13 protein-coding genes are annotated in these 17,800 nt (G+C 61.6%); 5 read left to right on the plus strand and 8 right to left on the minus strand.

Annotation, left to right across the window (positions count from 1 at the left end; genetic code table 11):
* Nucleotides 1-5 precede the first annotated feature (5 nt).
* The 7 genes from QF043_RS06350 to QF043_RS06380 all read right to left on the minus strand — a co-directional run bounded on the left by QF043_RS06350 (nt 6) and on the right by QF043_RS06380 (nt 10,593).
* On the minus strand, nt 6-2,714 hold the full coding sequence (locus QF043_RS06350) for a nitrate reductase (protein WP_307417872.1): 2,709 nt from the start codon (nt 2,712-2,714) through the stop codon (nt 6-8).
* A complete protein-coding gene (gene nirD, locus QF043_RS06355) occupies nt 2,714-3,031 on the minus strand; it encodes a nitrite reductase small subunit NirD (RefSeq protein WP_017134764.1) in 318 nt (105 codons plus the stop codon). Before nirD ends, QF043_RS06350 begins: the two co-directional genes overlap by 1 nt.
* Nucleotides 3,028-5,481 carry a nitrite reductase large subunit NirB gene (gene nirB, locus QF043_RS06360; protein WP_058422063.1) on the minus strand — a complete coding sequence of 818 codons (2,454 nt, stop codon included), beginning with the start codon at nt 5,479-5,481 and terminating at the stop codon, nt 3,028-3,030. The genes nirD and nirB overlap by 4 nt, the downstream gene beginning before the upstream one ends.
* Nucleotides 5,482-5,712: 231 nt before the next feature.
* Nucleotides 5,713-7,383, minus strand: coding sequence for a bifunctional protein-serine/threonine kinase/phosphatase (locus QF043_RS06365; protein WP_307421319.1), 1,671 nt, complete (start codon nt 7,381-7,383; stop codon nt 5,713-5,715).
* On the minus strand, nt 7,383-8,594 hold the full coding sequence (locus QF043_RS06370) for a NarK/NasA family nitrate transporter (RefSeq protein WP_058422064.1): 1,212 nt from the start codon (nt 8,592-8,594) through the stop codon (nt 7,383-7,385). Before QF043_RS06370 ends, QF043_RS06365 begins: the two co-directional genes overlap by 1 nt.
* Before the next feature lie 183 nt (nt 8,595-8,777).
* On the minus strand, nt 8,778-9,353 hold the full coding sequence (locus QF043_RS06375) for an ANTAR domain-containing response regulator (protein WP_053257467.1): 576 nt from the start codon (nt 9,351-9,353) through the stop codon (nt 8,778-8,780).
* A gap of 13 nt (nt 9,354-9,366) precedes the next feature.
* Nucleotides 9,367-10,593, minus strand: a complete 1,227-nt coding sequence (locus QF043_RS06380) for a CmpA/NrtA family ABC transporter substrate-binding protein (protein WP_307417873.1) — start codon at nt 10,591-10,593, stop codon at nt 9,367-9,369.
* Nucleotides 10,594-10,881: 288 nt separating this feature from the next.
* On the opposite strand from QF043_RS06380, the gene sctC reads away from it, so the two are divergent.
* The 4 genes from sctC to QF043_RS06400 all read left to right on the plus strand — a co-directional run bounded on the left by sctC (nt 10,882) and on the right by QF043_RS06400 (nt 14,491).
* Nucleotides 10,882-12,339 carry a type III secretion system outer membrane ring subunit SctC gene (gene sctC, locus QF043_RS06385; protein ID WP_373460659.1) on the plus strand — a complete coding sequence of 486 codons (1,458 nt, stop codon included), beginning with the start codon at nt 10,882-10,884 and terminating at the stop codon, nt 12,337-12,339.
* Nucleotides 12,340-12,545: 206 nt separating this feature from the next.
* Nucleotides 12,546-12,935, plus strand: coding sequence for a winged helix-turn-helix domain-containing protein (locus QF043_RS06390; protein ID WP_307421320.1), 390 nt, complete (start codon nt 12,546-12,548; stop codon nt 12,933-12,935).
* Nucleotides 12,928-13,383, plus strand: coding sequence for a transglycosylase SLT domain-containing protein (locus QF043_RS06395; protein WP_305454894.1), 456 nt, complete (start codon nt 12,928-12,930; stop codon nt 13,381-13,383). The genes QF043_RS06390 and QF043_RS06395 overlap by 8 nt, the downstream gene beginning before the upstream one ends.
* An 85-nt stretch (nt 13,384-13,468) precedes the next feature.
* Nucleotides 13,469-14,491: a quinone-dependent dihydroorotate dehydrogenase gene (locus QF043_RS06400; RefSeq protein WP_307417874.1), complete on the plus strand. Its 1,023-nt coding sequence runs from the start codon at nt 13,469-13,471 to the stop codon at nt 14,489-14,491.
* A gap of 168 nt (nt 14,492-14,659) precedes the next feature.
* Here QF043_RS06400 and rmf read toward each other — a convergent pair whose 3' ends face one another.
* Nucleotides 14,660-14,875 carry a ribosome modulation factor gene (rmf, locus tag QF043_RS06405; RefSeq protein WP_002553055.1) on the minus strand — a complete coding sequence of 72 codons (216 nt, stop codon included), beginning with the start codon at nt 14,873-14,875 and terminating at the stop codon, nt 14,660-14,662.
* A 533-nt stretch (nt 14,876-15,408) separates the two neighbouring features.
* Between rmf and rlmKL the strand changes: the two genes are divergently transcribed.
* On the plus strand, nt 15,409-17,673 hold the full coding sequence (gene rlmKL / locus QF043_RS06410; RefSeq protein ID WP_307417875.1) for a bifunctional 23S rRNA (guanine(2069)-N(7))-methyltransferase RlmK/23S rRNA (guanine(2445)-N(2))-methyltransferase RlmL: 2,265 nt from the start codon (nt 15,409-15,411) through the stop codon (nt 17,671-17,673).
* Nucleotides 17,674-17,800: the final 127 nt, after the last annotated feature.

The raw sequence follows: 17,800 nt of genomic DNA on the forward strand, positions 1-17,800 counted from the left end.
TCCCCTCACACACTGATTGCGATTGGCAGCGACGTGCTGGCCAAAAGACGTTTGATTTCCGGAACGCAGGAGCCGCATTGCGTGCCGCACCCCAGTTCCCGTTTAAGCCCGGCCAGGTCGAGGCCACGGCCAATACCGGCGCATACCGCGCTTTCGCTGACGTTCTTGCAGTTACACACAATTTTGCTGCTGGCCGCTGCGCCTCCCGGTGGTGCACTGAGCGGCGCAAGTAACCAGCGCCGAAGTTGATCGTCGGCACGGCCTTCCAGCCACAAACTCTGCAGCCAATGCCGCGCCAGGGTTTCGCCGGCCAGGCGCAGCGCGGTAATGCGGCCTTTTTCGATTTTTACCCGCTTGCCAATCGAACGGCGCGGATCGTCATAGGCCATGACCGGGCCGTCATTGAGGCCCAGCAGTTCGTCGATACGGGTTAACAGTTGCAAGTCGGGCGCTTCGGTATGGGCTGCGCGCACCAGAAGAGCCGGCCGTTCACGCCCGGCGAGGCTCAAGCTGACGTAGGCAAAGCCCTCACACAGCGGGCGTAAGGCGTCAAAGTGTTGCTGCACATTTCCTTCGATCAACGCGAACAACTGCCAAGGTAGTTGCACAGCCTCCAGGCGCACGCCGCTGTGTTTGAGTTCGGGCTGTTTGGACAAGGGGTCAAACGCCGGCTGGGTAAGGGCATTAACACCGCCCTTGAGAAAACGATCGCCCCAATGCATGGGCAGAAACGCCTGGCCTGGGCGCACGCTGTCATCACTGCTGACGGCGACAATCACACTGCCGCGACGGCTTTTCAGGCTGACCAGGTCGCCCTCTTTGAAACGATGCCGACGCAGCTCATCCGGGTGCAGGCTCAGCAAGGCTTCATTGACATGCCCGAACAATTGCGCGGCCGTGCCGGTGCGGCTCATGCCGTGCCATTGATCGCGCAGGCGCCCGGTGATCAGGGTCAGTGGGAAGCGTGCATCACGTTGTTCTTTGGCGGCGCGGTAAGGCTCGGCGATAAAGTGCGCGCGGCCGCTGTCTGTCGGGAACACACCCTTGGTGTACAAGCGCGGCGTGCCGGCGTGTGCGCCCTCTGGAAATGGCCATTGCTGCGGGCCGAGCCGGTCGAGCAGGGCATGGCTGATACCCGACAGGTCAAGGTCGCGGTGGCGGGTGAGCACCTTGTATTCATCAAAGATCTGCGCCGGTTGCTCGAAGGCGAACAAGCTCGGCAACCCCGGACGCAAGCGTTGCTCCAGGCGCTGTGCGAAATCCACGGTAATCGCCCAGTCCGGCCGTGCTTCCCCAGGTGGGGCAATGGCGCGGCGTACGTGGGAAATCCGCCGTTCGGAATTGGTCACCGTGCCTTCCTTCTCGCCCCAACTGGCGGCGGGTAACAGCAGGTCGGCGTAGGCGGCGGTTTCGGTAGTGCGAAAAGCCTCCTGCAATACCACGAATGGGCACGCCGCTAATGCCGCACGCACGCTGTTCTGGTCCGGCAAGGATTGCGCGGGGTTGGTGCAGGCAATCCACACGGCCTTGATCTTGCCGGCCTGGATCTGTTCGAACAGTTCGATAGCCGTGAGCCCGGTAGGCGCTGGCAACGTTTCGACGCCCCAATAAGCCGCGACTTGCGCCCTGTGCTCAGGGTTGGCCGCCTCGCGATGCCCCGGCAGCAGGTTCGACAAACTGCCGGTTTCGCGCCCGCCCATGGCATTCGGTTGGCCGGTCAGGGAAAACGGCCCGCAACCCGGCCGACCAATAGTGCCGGTGGCCAGGTGCAGGTTGATCAGCGCACTGTTTTTGGCACTGCCGGCGGTGGACTGGTTAAGCCCCATGCACCACAGCGAGAGAAAACTGCTGGAGGTGCCGACCCACTCTGCACACAGGCGCAACTGCTCAACGCTGATGCCGCACAACTGCGTGACCATCTGCGGCGTGTAGTCATGCACCAGTCGCTTCAACTCGAGCAAGCCATCGGTATGTGCCTGGATAAAGTCGCGGTCGATCCAGTCTTCCCACAGCAACAGGTGCAAGATCCCATGGAACAGCGCCACATCGGTGCCCGGCAGGATCGCCAGGTGCAAGTCGGCCAAATCGCAGGTATCCGTGCGCCGTGGGTCGATCACCAGCACTTTCATTTGCGGGCGCCGTGCCTTGGCTTCCTCGAGGCGTCGGAACAGTACCGGATGGGCGTAGGCCATGTTGCTGCCGACGATCATCACGCAGTCACTCGACTCCAGGTCCTCATAGCTGCATGGCGGCGCATCCGCACCCAGGCTGCGTTTGTAGCCGACCACCGCCGAAGACATGCACAGCCGCGAATTGCTATCGATATTGTTGGTGCCCACCAGTGCGCGGGCCAGCTTGTTGAAGCTGTAGTAGTCCTCGGTCAGCAATTGGCCGGAGATGTAAAACGCCACGCTGTCCGGCCCATGTTCGGCAAGGGTGTCGGCGAACACGTTGGCCGCGTGGTCCAGGGCGCTGTCCCAGTCGGTGCGGGCACGGGCCAGGCCTTTGCCCAGGCGCAGTTCCGGGTACAGGGCGCGGGCCGCCAGGTCGCCGGTCAAGTGCAGGCTGGCGCCCTTGCTGCACAACTTGCCGAAGTTTGCCGGGTGGCTTGGGTCGCCTTGCACACCCAGGATCTGCGTGCCGTCATGTTCAATCAGCACGCCGCAACCCACTCCGCAATAACAGCAGGTGGACGCGGTGGTCTGGCGGTTCATCAACCGGCGTCCCGCAGGGCCAGCATCACCCGGCCGTTTTCCACACGGGCGGGGTGATGATGGGCGCAGCCGATGTCCGGCGCCTGGGCTTCGCCCGACGCCAGGTCGATCTGCCAGTTGTGCAGCGGGCAGGCCACACGTTTGCCGTAGATCAAGCCTTGGGACAGCGGCCCGCCTTTGTGTGGGCAGCGGTCATCGAGTGCGAAAACTTCATCGTCACTGGTACGAAAAATCGCAATATCGCCTTTTGGCCCATTGATGATGCGCGAGCCCAGGGCGTTGATCTCATCGAGGGCGCAGATATCCAGCCAGTTCATACCGACACCTCCAACTGCTTGACGGGGATGACCTCGAATTCCTTTTTCAGCAGCGGCTGTTCCAGGCGTTCTTTCCACGGGTCTTGTTCGAATGACAGCGAGAATTGCAGGCGTTCGTTGAGGGCTTGGCGCCGGGCCGGGTCTTCCAGTACGGCTTTTTTGATGTGCTCCATGCCCACCCGTTGCAGGTAATGCACGGTACGCTCGAGGTAGAAAGCCTCTTCGCGATACAGCTGCAGGAACGCGCCGTTGTATTCGCGCACTTCCTCGGCGGTTTTGAGCTTGACGAAGAACTCCGCGACTTCAGTCTTGATCCCGCCGTTGCCGCCGATGTACATCTCCCAGCCGGAGTCGACGCCGATAATGCCGACGTCCTTGATGCCCGCTTCCGAGCAGTTGCGTGGGCACCCGGACACCGCCAGCTTGACCTTGTGGGGCGACCACATATTGAACAGGTCGTGCTCCAGCTCGATGCCCAACTGTGTGGAGTTCTGCGTGCCGAAGCGGCAGAACTCGCTGCCCACGCAGGTCTTCACGGTGCGGATGGATTTGCCATAGGCGTGGCCGGAGGGCATGTCGAGGTCCTTCCACACACCGGGCAAATCCTGTTTCTTGATGCCCAGCAGGTCGATGCGCTGGCCGCCGGTGACCTTGACCATCGGCACGTTGTACTTGTCGGCCACGTCGGCAATGCGCCGCAGCTCCGACGGATTGGTCACACCGCCCCACATCCGTGGGACTACGGAGTAGGTGCCGTCTTTCTGAATATTGGCGTGGGCGCGCTCGTTGATCAGGCGCGATTGCGGGTCGTCCTTGGCCTCGCCGGGCCAGGTGGAGATCAGGTAATAGTTCAGGGCCGGACGGCAGGTCGCGCAGCCGTTGGGGGTGCGCCAGTTAAGGTAGCTCATGGTGCCGGCGATGGTCAGCAGGTGCTGGTCGCGGATGGCCTGGCGGATTTGCCCATGGTTGAGGTCGCTGCAGCCGCAGATGGCTTTTTCGCTTTTGGGTTTGACGTCGGCGGCGCCGCCCACGGTGTTGATCAGGATCTGTTCCACCAGCCCGGCGCAGGATCCGCAGGAGCTGGCGGCTTTGGTGTGCTTCTTCACATCGTCAACGCTGAACAACCCGTGTTCCTGGATCGCCTTGACGATGGTGCCTTTGCACACGCCGTTGCAGCCGCAGACTTCAGCGCTGTCGGCCATGCTCATGGCTTTGTCCTGGCCTTGGTGGCCGACATCGCCTAAAGCATTTTCGCCAAACATCAGGTGATCACGGATCTCGCCAATGGCGTGGTTCTCACGGATCTGGCGGAAATACCAACCACCGTCGGCGGTATCGCCGTACAGGCACGCGCCGACCAGGATGTCGTCCTTGATCACCAGCTTCTTGTACACGCCGCCAATCGGGTCGGAGAGGGTGATGGTCTCAGTGCCTTCGCCACCCATGAAGTCTCCGGCCGAAAACAGGTCGATGCCGGTGACCTTCAGTTTGGTCGAGGTCACCGAGCCCTTGTAAGTGGCAAAGCCCAGTTGGGCCAGGTGATTGGCGCAGACCTTGGCCTGTTCGAACAGCGGCGCCACCAGGCCGTAGGCGATCCCACGGTGGCTGGCGCACTCGCCGATGGCATAGATGCGCGGGTCGTAGGTTTGCAGCGTGTCATTGACCAGGATCCCGCGGTTGCAGGGAATGCCGGATTTCTCTGCCAGTTCGGTGTTGGGGCGGATGCCGGCGGCCATCACCACCAGGTCGGCGGGGATGATGTCGCCATTCTTGAACTGCACCGAGCCGACGCGACCATTGCCGGCGTCGTGCAGGGCCTGGGTTTGCTCGCACAGGCGAAACACCAGGCCACGGCTTTCCAGTTCGGTTTGCAGCAACTGGCCGCTGGTCTTGTCCAGTTGGCGCTCCAGCAGCCATTCGCCGATGTGCACCACGGTCACGTGCATGCCGCGCAACATCAGGCCGTTGGCGGCTTCCAGGCCGAGCAGGCCACCGCCGATGACCACCGCGTGCTTGTGGGTTTTGGCGGTGTCGATCATGGCCTGGGTGTCGGCGATGTCGCGGTAGCCGATCACGCCCTGCAAGGTATTGCCGGGGATTGGCAGGATAAAAGGCGTCGAGCCGGTGGCAATCAACAGGCGATCGTACTCGGCCTCGCTGCCGTCCTCAGCGATGACGATGCGTCTTACGCGGTCGATCTGCACCACTTTGCGGTTGAGCAACAGCTTGATGTGGTTGTCCAGGTACCAGTCGAGGTCGTTGAGCACGATCTCTTCGAAGGTCTGCTCGCCGGCCAGCACCGGTGACAGCAGGATGCGGTTGTAGTTGGTGTGGGGCTCGGCGCCGAACACCGTGATGTCGTACAGGTCGCTGCTCAGCTTGAGCAATTCTTCAAGGGTGCGAACCCCGGCCATGCCGTTGCCGATCATCACCAATTTGAGTTTTTTCATGTCGTTCTCCGCAATGGCTCGACAAATCGTGCGCAAACAAAAAAGGCGCCCCCACCAGTTACCTGGCGAGGACACCTTTGTCCGGTCCCGTTCTCTCGGGAAACTCGCCCCTTCGACGTTGAAGGGGCGGCTATATGTGCGTTGTTGATGAAGCTAATGCAGCGGTTGTGCCAAGTCGCCTGGCGCCCGCTTTATTGGGATTGCCATCGATACTGTTTGGGAAATCGCCCCCTAGTGGTGCAGCAGCCAGTACAGCAGCACCAGATTGATCAACAGCGAGGCGGTCGCCAGGGTTTGCCAGACCTTGAGCGGCTCGCGCTCCAGCAAGGGTTTGGGTCGTACGCTCAATTCACGGCGGTCGGCCTGTTCCAGCACCAGCAACCATTCCTCGGCGGTTTCATAACGCTCTGCGGGCTGTACGGCCACAGCGCGTTCCAGGCTCAAGGGCAACCAGTCGGGTAAATCGGGGCGGTAACGACTGGCGCTGACGGGCTGGGTGAAACGTGGCCGCTGGAAAGCTTCGATTTCTCCGTAGGGGTAATGCCCGGTCAGCAGGTAATAGAGCGTGACACCGACACTGTATAAATCCTGTTGCGGCGTAGGACGTTCGCCACTGAAGGCTTCGGGCGCGATAAAACTTGGGGTGCCCGGCAGCAAATGGGCGCGGTCCTCGGAAAGCCCCGGGCAGTAAGCCAGGCCGAAATCCAGCACACGTAACTCGCCATCATCGCCCTGCAGCAGGTTTTCCGGCTTGATGTCACGGTGCAGGATCTGCCGTCGATGCAGCAGGCCCACTGCCCGCAGCAAACGCTCGGCAATGGACTGCCACTGCGCCAGGGGCAGCGGGCCTTGTTGCTGGAACAGCTGGGCGAGGGTCCGCCCTGAATATTCACGCATCACGTAGTACAAATGCTGACGCCCACTGGCTGCATGCACTTCAGGAAATGCGCGGCCCGCCACCCGGCGCAGAAACCATTCTTCCGACAGCAAGGCCTGGCCGGCGTCGTTGTCATCGTCGCGGTTGAGCGGCAAGGTTTTCAACAGCCAAGCTTGCTGCTGGGCATCGCGCACGCGGTACAGCAACGACTGTCGGCTTTGCGCCAGCACGCTTTCAACCTGCCAGCCTTCAAAGCGTTGCCCGGCCTTCAGGAGCGGTGGCAGCGGCCATTGCTGCAACTGCACCAGCGCATCGCCCAGGGTCGCGGCGCCGAGCTGGTCGATACGCACCAGCAGCGCGCTGGCATTGTCCTGGCTGGCGGCCAGGTGCGCGGCATTCACTAGCGTGTTCACCGCCGCGTCGAGATCGGTTTGTTCGCGCAGGATCGCGCTGATGCTGTGGTCAGCCAACGTGGCCCACACGCCATCGCTGAGCAGCAGGAAGCATTCGCCTTCGCGCAGCTCACCGTCGAGAAAATCCAATACCAGGTGTTGATCCAGGCCGAGGGCACGCTTGAGCACATGCTGCATGCCCGGTTGCTCCCACACATGGTCTTGCGTTATGCGCTGCAGCTCGCCATCCAGCCAGCGATACACCCGGCAATCTCCTACATGCGCCAGGGTGAAGCGTTGGCCGCGAAACACCAGGGCGCTGAGGGTGGTCAGCAACGGCTGGCCACCGCCGTTGGCCTGCAACCAGCGGTTCTGCGCCAGTAACAAGCGCTCCAGGGCCTGGGCCACGCCCCAGGTTTGCGGCGTGGCGTAGTAGTCCAGGGCCAGCGCCTGCAAGGTCGAACGGGCGGCCAGGCCACCGTCGGCGCATTGGCTGACACCATCAGCGATGGCGCACAGATAACCCTTGCTCGCGGCCAGTTCCGGCATGGGCGTGACCACCCGCAGAGCGTCCTGGTTTTGTGCGCGCGGGCCGATGGCGCTGGCGTGGGCAACGCTCAGTTGCAGGCTCATCAGACGCGTGCGGCGGTCACGGCGGCCGAGCCCCACGTCGTTCTCCAGCGACGCTTGACGCCGTGCAGGCCGAACCAGGCCAACACGCCCAGGCTGGCAAACAACCACAAGGCCAGCTGATAACTGCCGGTGCTTTGTTTGATTGCGCCCATGCCTGCCGCCAGGGCAAAGCCGCCGATGCCGCCCGCCATGCCGATCAGGCCGGTCATTACGCCAATCTCGCGGCGAAAACGCTGGGGCACCAGCTGGAACACCGCGCCATTACCTGCGCCAAGGCCGAGCATGGTGCAGACGAAAAGCGCCAGTGCAGCGTAGGAACTGGGCAGGTTGAAACCCACAGCGGCGATGCAGATCGCTGCCACGCCGTACATGCCGAGCAGGGTGCGAATCCCGCCGAAGCGGTCGGCCAGCGCGCCGCCCAATGGGCGCATCAAGCTGCCGCCAAATACACAGGCTGCGGTGTAGTAACCGGCGGTCACCGGGCTCAGGCCGTACTGGTCGTTGAAGTAGCCGGGCAGGGCGCTGGCCAGGCCGATAAAGCCGCCGAACGTCACGCTGTAGAAGAACATGAACCACCAGCTGTCGCGGTCGCCCAGGGCCTTGAAGTAGTCGGCCATGGATTTGGCTTTCGGGCGCTCGGGCGCATTGCGCGCCAACCAGGCGAACACGATCAGTGTCAGCACCAGTGGGATCAGCGCGAAGCCGAACACATTGCTCCAGCCAAATGCGGCGGCCAGCACCGGCGCCAGCAACGCGGCAAACACGGTGCCGGAGTTGCCGGCGCCGGCGATGCCCATGGCTTTGCCCTGGTGCTCGGCGGGGTACCACTGGGAGGCCAAGGGCAGCGCAACGGCAAAGGAAGCACCGGCCATGCCCAGGAACACGCCCAGCAACAGGGCTTGTTCGTAGCTATGGATGCCGAGTTTCCAGGCGCCGAACAGCGCGGCAATCACAATCACCTGGCCTATCAGCCCGGCGGTCTTGGGTGACAGCTTGTCGGCCAGCATGCCCATCAAAAAGCGCAGCACCGCGCCTGCCAGGATTGGCGTGGCCACTACCAGGCCGCGTTGCTGGGTGGTCAGGTGCAGGTCGGCGGCAATCTGCACCGCCAGGGGCCCCAGCAGGTACCAGACCATGAAGCTCAGGTCGAAATACAGGAACGCGGCAAACAGGGTCGGGGTGTGCCCGGATTTCCAGAAGCTTGATTTCATCACGCACCTCAACGGTTGGGGGTCTTGTCAGAAGGCCTGTTGGCCCCAATCGCCGGGGCCAAAACGAAAAAAAACGCCGCCATCGAGTTCGCGAGTGCAAACCGGATGGGCGACGTCTTTGTCGTAGAAGGGGCAACCGCCGTTGGCTACCTGTGTTGAATGCTTAGCAAGAGCTGCGCCAGTTCAGCCGAGCAGCTCGCTCATGGCGATGATCTGCTCGGCCACCTGGATCAGTTTCTGCTGGCGGCTCATGGCCTGGCGGCGCATCAGGGTGTAGGCCTCTTCCTCATTGCAGTGCTTCATTTTCATCAGCATGCCCTTGGCCAACTCGATGCGCTTGCGCTCGGCCAACTGTTGGTCACGGGCCTGGAGCTGGGCGCGCAAGGCCTGGTCGCTTTCAAAGCGGGCCATGGCGACGTCGAGGATCGGCTGCAGGCGCTGGGCCTGAATGCCTTCGACGATGTAGGCGCTGACCCCGGACTTGATGGCCTGGCGCATCACATTTGGGTCGTGCTCATCGGTGAACATCACGATTGGGCGCGGCTGGTCGCGGCTGACCAGCACCACTTGCTCCATCACATCGCGGCCAGGTGACTCGGTATCGATCAGGATCACGTCCGGGCGCACCGTTTCGACGCGCGCCGGCAGGTCGATGGTCAAGCCGGACTCATCGATCACCTCGAAACCGGCTTCGGTCAAGGCGGCTTTGAGGCGCCCGACCTTGCGCGGGGTGTCATTGATCAACAGGATTCGTAACATAGTCGTGGTCCTGTCAGCGCAGTGCCTGGCGGTTGGTAAGGTCCGCCAGGGCATGCAGGCGGAAGCTGCGGGCGTAGGCGGCGGGGTCGGAGCCGTCCCAGATCTTGCCGTCGATCAACTGGCTGCTGCGCATGTCTTGGGCGTTGGCCGGGACGCCAACCGCGGCGGCTGCTTGGCGATACAGGTCCAGTTGCTGCACCTGGCGGGCCACGCCCAGGTAGTCCGGGTCTTCGCGCAGCAGGCCCCAGCGGCGAAACTGGGTCATGAACCACATGCCATCGCAGAGGTAGGGCAGGTTCACCTCGCCATCGGCGAAAAAACGCAGGGCGTGCGGGTCTTGCCACTGGTTGCCGAGGCCGTCGTCATAATTTCCGAGCAAGCGGGGTTCGATGCAGTCGAGCGGCGCATCGAGGTACTCGCGGGCGCTGAGCAGTTGTGCGGTGGAGCGGCGGTTTTCCTGGCTTTGTTCAATGAAACGGCTGGCCTCGAGGATCGCCATGACCAGTACGCGGGCGGTGTTCGGGTATTGATCGACGAACGCCTGGGTGCAGCCGAGTACTTTTTCTGGGTGATTCGGCCAGATCGACTGGGTAGTGGCCAGGGTGAACCCCTGGTTTTGCTGGACCGCCTTGGCGCACCAAGGCTCACCGACGCAAAAACCGTCGATGCGCCCGGCTTGCAGGTGCGCGATCATCTGCGGCGGCGGCACCACCACACTGTCGACATCTTGCAAAGGGTGAATGCCTTGGCTCGCCAGCCAGTAATACAGCCACATGGCGTGGGTGCCGGTGGGAAATGTCTGGGCGAACGTCAGCTTTGTCCGGCTTTGGTGCACATGGCGGTCGAGTGCCTCAGGAGTGGTCACGCCCTGCTGTTGCAAGCCGTGGGACAGGTTGATGCTCTGGCCATTCTGGTTGAGGCCCATCAGCACGGCCATGTCGGTGGGCGCTACCCCGCCGATGCCCAGGTGCACGGCATAGATCAACCCATACAGGCTGTGGGCGGCGTCCAGTTCACCGCTGACCAGTTTGTCGCGCAGGCCGGCCCAGGAGGATTGGCGCTTGAGGTTCAGCGTCAACCCGTAAGGTTGGGCAAACCCCTGGGTGGCGGCGACCACCAGCGAAGCGCAGTCGGTGAGCGCCATGAAACCCAGGTCCAGGCTGCTCTTTTCCGGGGCGTCACTGCCGTTGACCCACGCCAGTGGGATGTTCACCGGGCTGTTGCCGACCGAGTCGTTCATTAACATCTACCTATTCTGTCAAAAAAAAAGCATCGCTCCTTCGCATGGCAGTACAAGCCATTGCCGGGTAACGACGCCTTTGTCTGTAAGCCTGCTCCGACGTTGGCGCGGGCTCTGATGCAGAGTCCGTAGCAAGGCACATGCCACGGGGCGGCGGATGGGGCCTGCCGTCACCTTTCCATCAAGATTGAAACTCGAGTGCCTTTCAGTATGGCCGCTTCTTTGCGCCCGACTGCCAGGAACACCCAAGGTGCCTATCGATTCACCGACCCTGATGAGTGACCACCGATGAGCAGCGCCCGCCTGTGCCGCTGGCTGCTGTGCTGTGCCGTGCTGTGGGCCAGCGTTCCCGCTTGGGGGGAAAGCTATCAGGCACGGGATGAAAGCCTGCATACCTTTTTCACCGCGTTGTCGTTGCCCTTGGGGTTGCCTGTGGTTGTCAGCCGTGAAGTAGCGCGTAAACGCCTTTCTGGCACTTTCGATCTGGAAGCGGCGCAGCAAACCCTGACGACAGTGGCCGAGCAGCAGGGCCTGATCTGGTACAGCGACGGGCAGGCATTTTATCTGTATGACGCCGGCGAAGCGAAAAGCTCGGCGGTGGTGCTGCGGCACATTCCGGTCGACAGGTTACGCGGGTTCATGCGCCGTTCGGGGCTGGATGAATCACGTTACCCACTCAGAGAGAGCGGCGCGCGCACGTTCTATGTGTCCGGGCCACCTAATTATGTCGACCAGGTGCTGCACCTGGCCCAATTGATGGACAGGCCGCGCACCGAAGTGCGTGTGGGCAAACAGGCTTTCGGTGTGGTTCAGGTGTTCAACACCCACGTGGCCGACCGTCAGTACGTCATGGGCGATGACAAGGTCAATGTACCGGGCATGGCCACGATGATCGAAAAGCTGCTGGCCATCGAGCAGCAGGATGCCACGCAGCGTCCTCCGGGGTTACTGGCCGACAAGAGCCTTTTGGTGATGGCTTATCCTGACTCCAACAGTTTATTGATCAAAGGCAAGCCTGCTCAGGTCAAGGCGATCGAAGAGCTGGTAGCGGAACTGGACAAGCCCAAGCGGCCGATTGAAGTAGCGCTTTGGCAGGTCGATGTGGACCGCAGCGAGTTCGACAGGATGGGGGCAGCGTTCGCTCAGGAAGCCAGCACCGGGGCCACCGTGACGCGGGTATTGGAACCTTTGGACGACAATCGTTTGATGGCTCAGCTTGGTGTGCTTGAGCGTCGGCGTAAAGCCAAGGTCACTGCGTTCCCGGTGATCCTTACCCAGGAGAATGTGCCGGCGGTTTTCCACGACAACCATACCTTTTACCTGCCCAAGCCTGGCGCTGACAGTGGCGAGTGGCAGCCCATTGGGTATGGCACCGAAGCCAGCGTGCTACCACGCTTTGCGGCGGCCAATCAGATTGAAATGCAATTGACGCTTGAGGATGGCCGTCAATTGGACAGCAAGCTCGAGCCAGGCTCGGCCGGCGCTGTGGGGCGAGTGGGGATCAGCACGGTGGTGCGGGTGCCCCAAGGCAGGCGCCTGTGGCTGGGTGGTTTTCCACGTGAGGGCGGCGCGGGTCAAAGCCGACGGGCCGCCGTTCGGTTGTTTGTGATCCAGGCCCGCGCGGTAGGGGCCGAACCGCGCATGCTGGCCGGTGCCGTTGGGCCACCACCGCTGACACAACGCCAATATGAGCGTGTGCAACGTGCATTCATGCGTGAAAGCCGTGAAGCCCCGGAAACCCATTAGCCCTTTTGAGCGCCAATCGACGTATTCCAGAACGTTTGCTGTCGGCGATGGTGAAAAGTCCTACGCAATGCCCACCGAAAACCTCGATTACATGGGTTTTTTCCTAACGTTGTTCCAAGGCCAGCTTTTTATAGTCGCGGGGTTGGCGTATCGGCCGTTTCTGGAAACAAGGAATTCAATGTCAGTAGTCAGGTGCAGAGGTGAATATGACCCTCGTGGATGAAGGGCTGACGGTCGCATGGTTTTTTGCCGGGTGGACCTTGCATGCAGATGGCCGTTTGACGGGCGAGGGTGTGGATATTCAGCTGCCGCCCAAGGAGTGGCAGGTGCTGCGGTTGCTGCTGGCATCCGATGGTGTGCTGATGACCAAGGATCGTTTACTTGAGCAGGCCTGGTCCCGTGGCGAAGTCGCGGAGGAGTCACTCACCCGTTGTATCTACGAATTGCGCAAGCACTTGAGGAAAGACAAGGGCTTTATTAAGACCATATACGGCAGGGGTTATCGCTTTACCTGTGCCGTCACCGTCCGACACCACTCAGGGGCGGGGCGTTTGCAGCGCGTCTGTTCAGCCTGTGGCCAGGTGCAACATGATTAGGCGTCTGGGCAAGGGCGTGCTGTTGAGCCTGCTGATGGGCAGTCATCAGGCCTGGGCCAGTTGTTGGGATGACGTTGCCCGTCGCTACGACATCGAGCCGGAGCTGTTGCAGGCCATCGCTGTCGTGGAGTCGGGCGCACGCGGCGGCGCGATGAACCAGAGCAATAGTGATGGCTCGCGGGATATAGGCCTGATGCAAATCAATAGCATGCACTTGCCGCGTCTGGCCAAGCAGGGGATTACCGAAGAACGGTTGCTGAGCGACCCTTGTTTATCGGTCGAAGTGGGCGCTTCGATCCTGGCCGACTTCATCCAGCGCTTCGGTTACAACTGGACAGCCGTGGGTTCCTATAATGCCGGGCCGGCACCTGGGCGCGAGGCATTGCGCCTGCGTTATGCAGAAAAAATCTGGGCGCAGTACGAAGCGTTGGTCGCACAACGCCAGTGACGAATGGACGGCACGCCTCGCACCCGGCGTGCCACCCCGGCTATAATCGCGCCACCTTTCGCCGCCATCCGAGTCTAGCCCGCCCATGTATACCCTGGCCCGCCAGCTGTTGTTCAAACTCTCCCCGGAAACCTCCCACGATCTGTCCCTGGACCTGATCGGTGCCGGTGGTCGCCTGGGGCTCAATGGCCTGGTATGCAAGGCGCCGGCAAAAATGCCGGTGTCGGTGATGGGGCTCGATTTCCCCAACCCGGTCGGGTTGGCTGCCGGCCTGGACAAGAACGGCGCAGCCATCGACGGCTTTGCGCAGCTGGGGTTCGGCTTTGTCGAGATCGGCACCGTGACGCCCCGTCCGCAGCCGGGTAACCCGAAGCCACGCATCTTCCGTTTGCCCGAAGCCGAGGCCATCATCAACCGCATGGGCTTCAACAATCTGGGGGTTGATCATTTGCTGGCGCGGGTTCAAGCCGCGAAGTACAAAGGCATTCTCGGCATCAATATCGGCAAGAACTTCGACACGCCGGTCGAGCGCGCTGTGGATGATTACCTGACCTGCCTGGACAAGGTCTACGCCCACGCCAGCTATGTCACGGTCAACGTCAGTTCGCCCAACACACCGGGCCTGCGCAGCCTGCAGTTTGGCGATTCCCTCAAGCAATTGCTCGAAGCCTTGCGCCAGCGCCAGGAAGACCTGGCCGTGCGCCATGGCAAGCGTGTGCCGTTGGCCATCAAGATTGCCCCGGACATGAGCGATGAAGAGACCGTGCTGGTCGCCCAGGCCCTGGTGGATTCGGGTATGGATGCGGTGATCGCTACCAACACCACCTTAAGCCGCGTCGGCGTTGAAGGGCTGGCGCATGGTGACGAAGCGGGCGGGCTGTCGGGCGCCCCGGTACGGGACCAGAGTACCCATATCGTCAAGGTGCTGGCGGCCGAGCTGGCGGGGCGTTTGCCGATCATTGCCGTTGGCGGCATCACCGAAGGCAAGCACGCCGCCGAGAAAATCGCCGCCGGCGCAAGCCTGGTGCAGCTCTATTCCGGCTTTATCTACAAAGGCCCGGCGTTGATTCGCGAGTCGGTGGATGCCATCGCGGCGTTGCGCTCATAGATCATTCCAACGCAGAGCGTAGGAACGATCAGTAGATCAGCCAATTTCCGAGCATTAAAAAGGGCTCCAAAAGGAGCCCCCTGGGCCGAAGCCCGCCGCCCGGATAGGACGTGCGTGGTTAAGTCGTTACAAATTCTTCAAGGTGGTTGTCGGATTAAGTGCCCCGTGTCAGCCGACGGCGTGAAGTTCGTTGAGTCTGTGGATTCCCGCAGTGCCAGTCATACCGTCCCAGTTGTCGCCGCGTCCTTCTCGCCAGCCGTTGATCCAGGCTTGGCGTACCGACGGTAGAGTAAATGGGCAAAGCTCACGGGATTTACCATGAACGCCATATTGATATCCGCGTAAAAATGCTCTTTCCAACGGATCACGCTTAAGTCTTCTCATAGGGTGTTTCCCTCACTTGTTGACTGTCTAGATATCCTTCGGCCCCGTGTGGGGCCGGGCAGGGTTTTCCTGCCGTTGGTGGGCTCGCTGCCGGCGTGGCGAGCCTAGGTGTCGGCGTCGTTACGGCGCCAACCTGTGTTGAGTTCTAACCAATAGGTCACATGGATTCAATGATCGTTTTGTCATAAGCACGTAACGATAACGATGCTATAGCCATAAGCTGGGATGGCTTTTCGCCCCATTTAATAGGCAAACCCAGCTATGATGTGCCCTGCATAGAGGATGGGTTTAATCCTTTAGTGAGAATGCCCACCCGTTGCAGTCGGTTATTATTCGACGAAGGGTCGGAATATTTCTTTTTGTTGCGATGATTTATTTATCTGCCCCGGCAATTAAGGCTCAAACGCCCGGCAGCCGGGGTGGGAACGGCACATTCGTGCCACGCGAGCACTCTTCAAGAAAAGTGCTTGATTGAAAACCGAGCCGGCGATGCGTCGCCCGTTCATTTATTGCTGAAAAGCCTGGAATGCCCCATGTCGGACCGTTTTGAACTCTTCCTCACCTGCCCCAAGGGCCTCGAAGGCCTGCTGATCGAGGAAGCCGTCGGGCTTGGCCTTGAAGACGCGCGCGAGCACACCTCGGCCGTGCGCGGCATGGCCGACATGGAAACCGCCTACCGCCTGTGCCTCTGGTCGCGCCTGGCCAACCGCGTGCTGCTGGTACTCAAGCGCTTCCCGATGAAGGACGCCGAAGACCTGTATCACGGCGTGCTGGATATCGAATGGGCTGACCACATGGTCCCGGATGGCACCCTGGCCGTTGAATTCAGTGGCCACGGCTCGGGCATCGACAACACCCACTTCGGCGCGCTGAAGGTCAAGGATGCGATTGTCGACAAACTGCGCACCCCGACCGGCGAACGTCCGTCCATCGACAAGATCAACCCGGACCTGCGCATTCACCTGCGTCTGGACCGTGGCGAAGCGATCCTTTCCCTTGACCTGTCCGGCCACAGCCTGCACCAGCGCGGTTATCGCCTGCAGCAGGGCGCCGCACCGCTGAAGGAAAACCTGGCCGCCGCGATCCTGATCCGCGCCGGCTGGCCGCGCATTGCGGCCGAAGGTGGCGCGCTGACGGACCCGATGTGTGGCGTGGGCACCTTCCTGGTGGAAGGCGCAATGATCGCCGCCGACATGGCGCCCAACCTGAATCGTGAATTGTGGGGCTTCACCACCTGGCTCGGTCACGTGCCGGCGCTGTGGAAGAAGCTGCACACCGAGGCCAGCGAGCGTGCTGCCATCGGCATGAACAAACCGCCATTGTGGGTACGTGGCTACGAAGCCGACCCGCGCCTGATCCAACCCGCGCGTAACAACATCGAACGCGCAGGCTTAAGCCACTGGATCAAGGTGTACCAGGGCGAAGTCGGTACTTTCGAGCCGCGCCCGGACCAGAACCAGAAAGGCCTGGTGATCTGCAACCCGCCCTACGGCGAGCGCCTGGGTGACGAAGCCAGCCTGTTGTACCTCTACCAGAACCTTGGTGAGCGCTTGCGCCAGGCGTGCATGGGCTGGGAAGCGGCGGTGTTCACCGGCGCGCCGGACCTGGGCAAGCGCATGGGCATCCGCAGCCACAAACAGTATTCGTTCTGGAACGGCGCGTTGCCGTGCAAGTTGCTGCTGATCAAGGTCAACCCGGACCAGTTCGTCACTGGCGAGCGTCGCACCCCGGAACAGCGTCAGGCCGAGCGTGAGCAAGCCGCTTACGATCAAGCCCCGACCGAGCCGGTCGAGCGCCAGTACAACAAGAACGGCAACCCGATCAAGCCGGCTCCCGCCCCGGTGGTTGAGCAGGCGCGCCTCAGCGAAGGCGGGCAGATGTTCGCCAACCGCCTGCAAAAGAACCTCAAGCAACTGGGCAAGTGGGCCAAGCGCGAAGGCGTGGACTGCTACCGTGTGTACGACGCCGATATGCCGGAATACTCCATGGCCATCGACCTGTACCACGATTGGGTGCATGTGCAGGAATATGCAGCGCCTAAATCCATCGACCCGGAAAAAGCTTCTGCGCGTATGTTCGATGCGCTGGCCGCGATTCCCCAGGCGCTGAACGTCGACAAGAGCCGCGTGGTGGTCAAGCGTCGCGAACGTCAGAGCGGCACCAAACAGTACGAACGTCAAAGCGCCCAAGGCAAGTTCACCGAGGTCAGCGAAGGCGGCGTTAAGCTGCTGGTCAACCTCACCGACTACCTGGACACCGGCCTGTTCCTCGACCACCGCCCGATGCGCATGCGCATCCAGAAGGAAGCGGCCGGCAAGCGTTTCCTCAACCTGTATTGCTATACCGCCACCGCGAGTGTGCACGCAGCCAAGGGCGGCGCGCGCAGCACCACCAGCGTCGACTTGTCCAAGACTTACCTGGACTGGGCGCGTCGCAACTTCTCCCTTAACGGTTTCTCTGACAAGAACCGCCTGGAGCAGGGTGACGTGATGGCCTGGCTGGAGGCGAGCCGTGATGAGTTCGACCTGATCTTCATCGACCCGCCGACCTTCTCCAACTCCAAGCGCATGGAAGGCATCTTCGACGTGCAGCGTGACCACGTGCAGTTGCTCGACCTGGCCATGGCGCGCCTGGCGCCTGGCGGCGTGCTGTACTTCTCGAACAACTTCCGCAAGTTCGTGCTGGAGGACAACCTCAGCGAGCGCTACGCGGTCGAGGAAATCAGCGACAAGACCCTGGACCCGGATTTCGCACGTAACGCGAAGATTCACCGGGCGTGGAAAATCACCGCGCGCTGATCGCCACACTCAAGCTGCACCAAAAAGCCGCAAGCCCGGACTATTCCGGGCTTGCGGCTTTTTTGCACTGGTCAAACGCCGGCCTCATGGCTATAACTTAACGCCTAGCCAAAGTGACACCCCCCCG

Source organism: Pseudomonas sp. W3I7, assembly GCF_030816095.1.
GTDB lineage: Bacteria > Pseudomonadota > Gammaproteobacteria > Pseudomonadales > Pseudomonadaceae > Aquipseudomonas > Aquipseudomonas salomonii.

Excerpts from the sequence above, each read along its gene's own strand:
- QF043_RS06370 (WP_058422064.1), bottom strand. The coding sequence starts at position 8,594 with ATGAAATCAAGCTTCTGGAAATCCGGGCACACCCCGACCCTGTTTGCC.
- QF043_RS06365 (WP_307421319.1), bottom strand. The coding sequence starts at position 7,383 with ATGAGCCTGCAACTGAGCGTTGCCCACGCCAGCGCCATCGGCCCGCGC.
- sctC (WP_373460659.1), top strand. The coding sequence starts at position 10,882 with ATGAGCAGCGCCCGCCTGTGCCGCTGGCTGCTGTGCTGTGCCGTGCTG.
- QF043_RS06380 (WP_307417873.1), bottom strand. The coding sequence starts at position 10,593 with ATGAACGACTCGGTCGGCAACAGCCCGGTGAACATCCCACTGGCGTGG.
- QF043_RS06375 (WP_053257467.1), bottom strand. The coding sequence starts at position 9,353 with ATGTTACGAATCCTGTTGATCAATGACACCCCGCGCAAGGTCGGGCGC.
- QF043_RS06395 (WP_305454894.1), top strand. The coding sequence starts at position 12,928 with ATGATTAGGCGTCTGGGCAAGGGCGTGCTGTTGAGCCTGCTGATGGGC.
- rmf (WP_002553055.1), bottom strand. The coding sequence starts at position 14,875 with ATGAGAAGACTTAAGCGTGATCCGTTGGAAAGAGCATTTTTACGCGGA.
- nirD (WP_017134764.1), bottom strand. The coding sequence starts at position 3,031 with ATGAACTGGCTGGATATCTGCGCCCTCGATGAGATCAACGCCCTGGGC.
- rlmKL (WP_307417875.1), top strand. The coding sequence starts at position 15,409 with ATGTCGGACCGTTTTGAACTCTTCCTCACCTGCCCCAAGGGCCTCGAA.
- QF043_RS06390 (WP_307421320.1), top strand. The coding sequence starts at position 12,546 with ATGACCCTCGTGGATGAAGGGCTGACGGTCGCATGGTTTTTTGCCGGG.
- QF043_RS06400 (WP_307417874.1), top strand. The coding sequence starts at position 13,469 with ATGTATACCCTGGCCCGCCAGCTGTTGTTCAAACTCTCCCCGGAAACC.
- QF043_RS06350 (WP_307417872.1), bottom strand. The coding sequence starts at position 2,714 with ATGAACCGCCAGACCACCGCGTCCACCTGCTGTTATTGCGGAGTGGGT.
- nirB (WP_058422063.1), bottom strand. The coding sequence starts at position 5,481 with ATGAAAAAACTCAAATTGGTGATGATCGGCAACGGCATGGCCGGGGTT.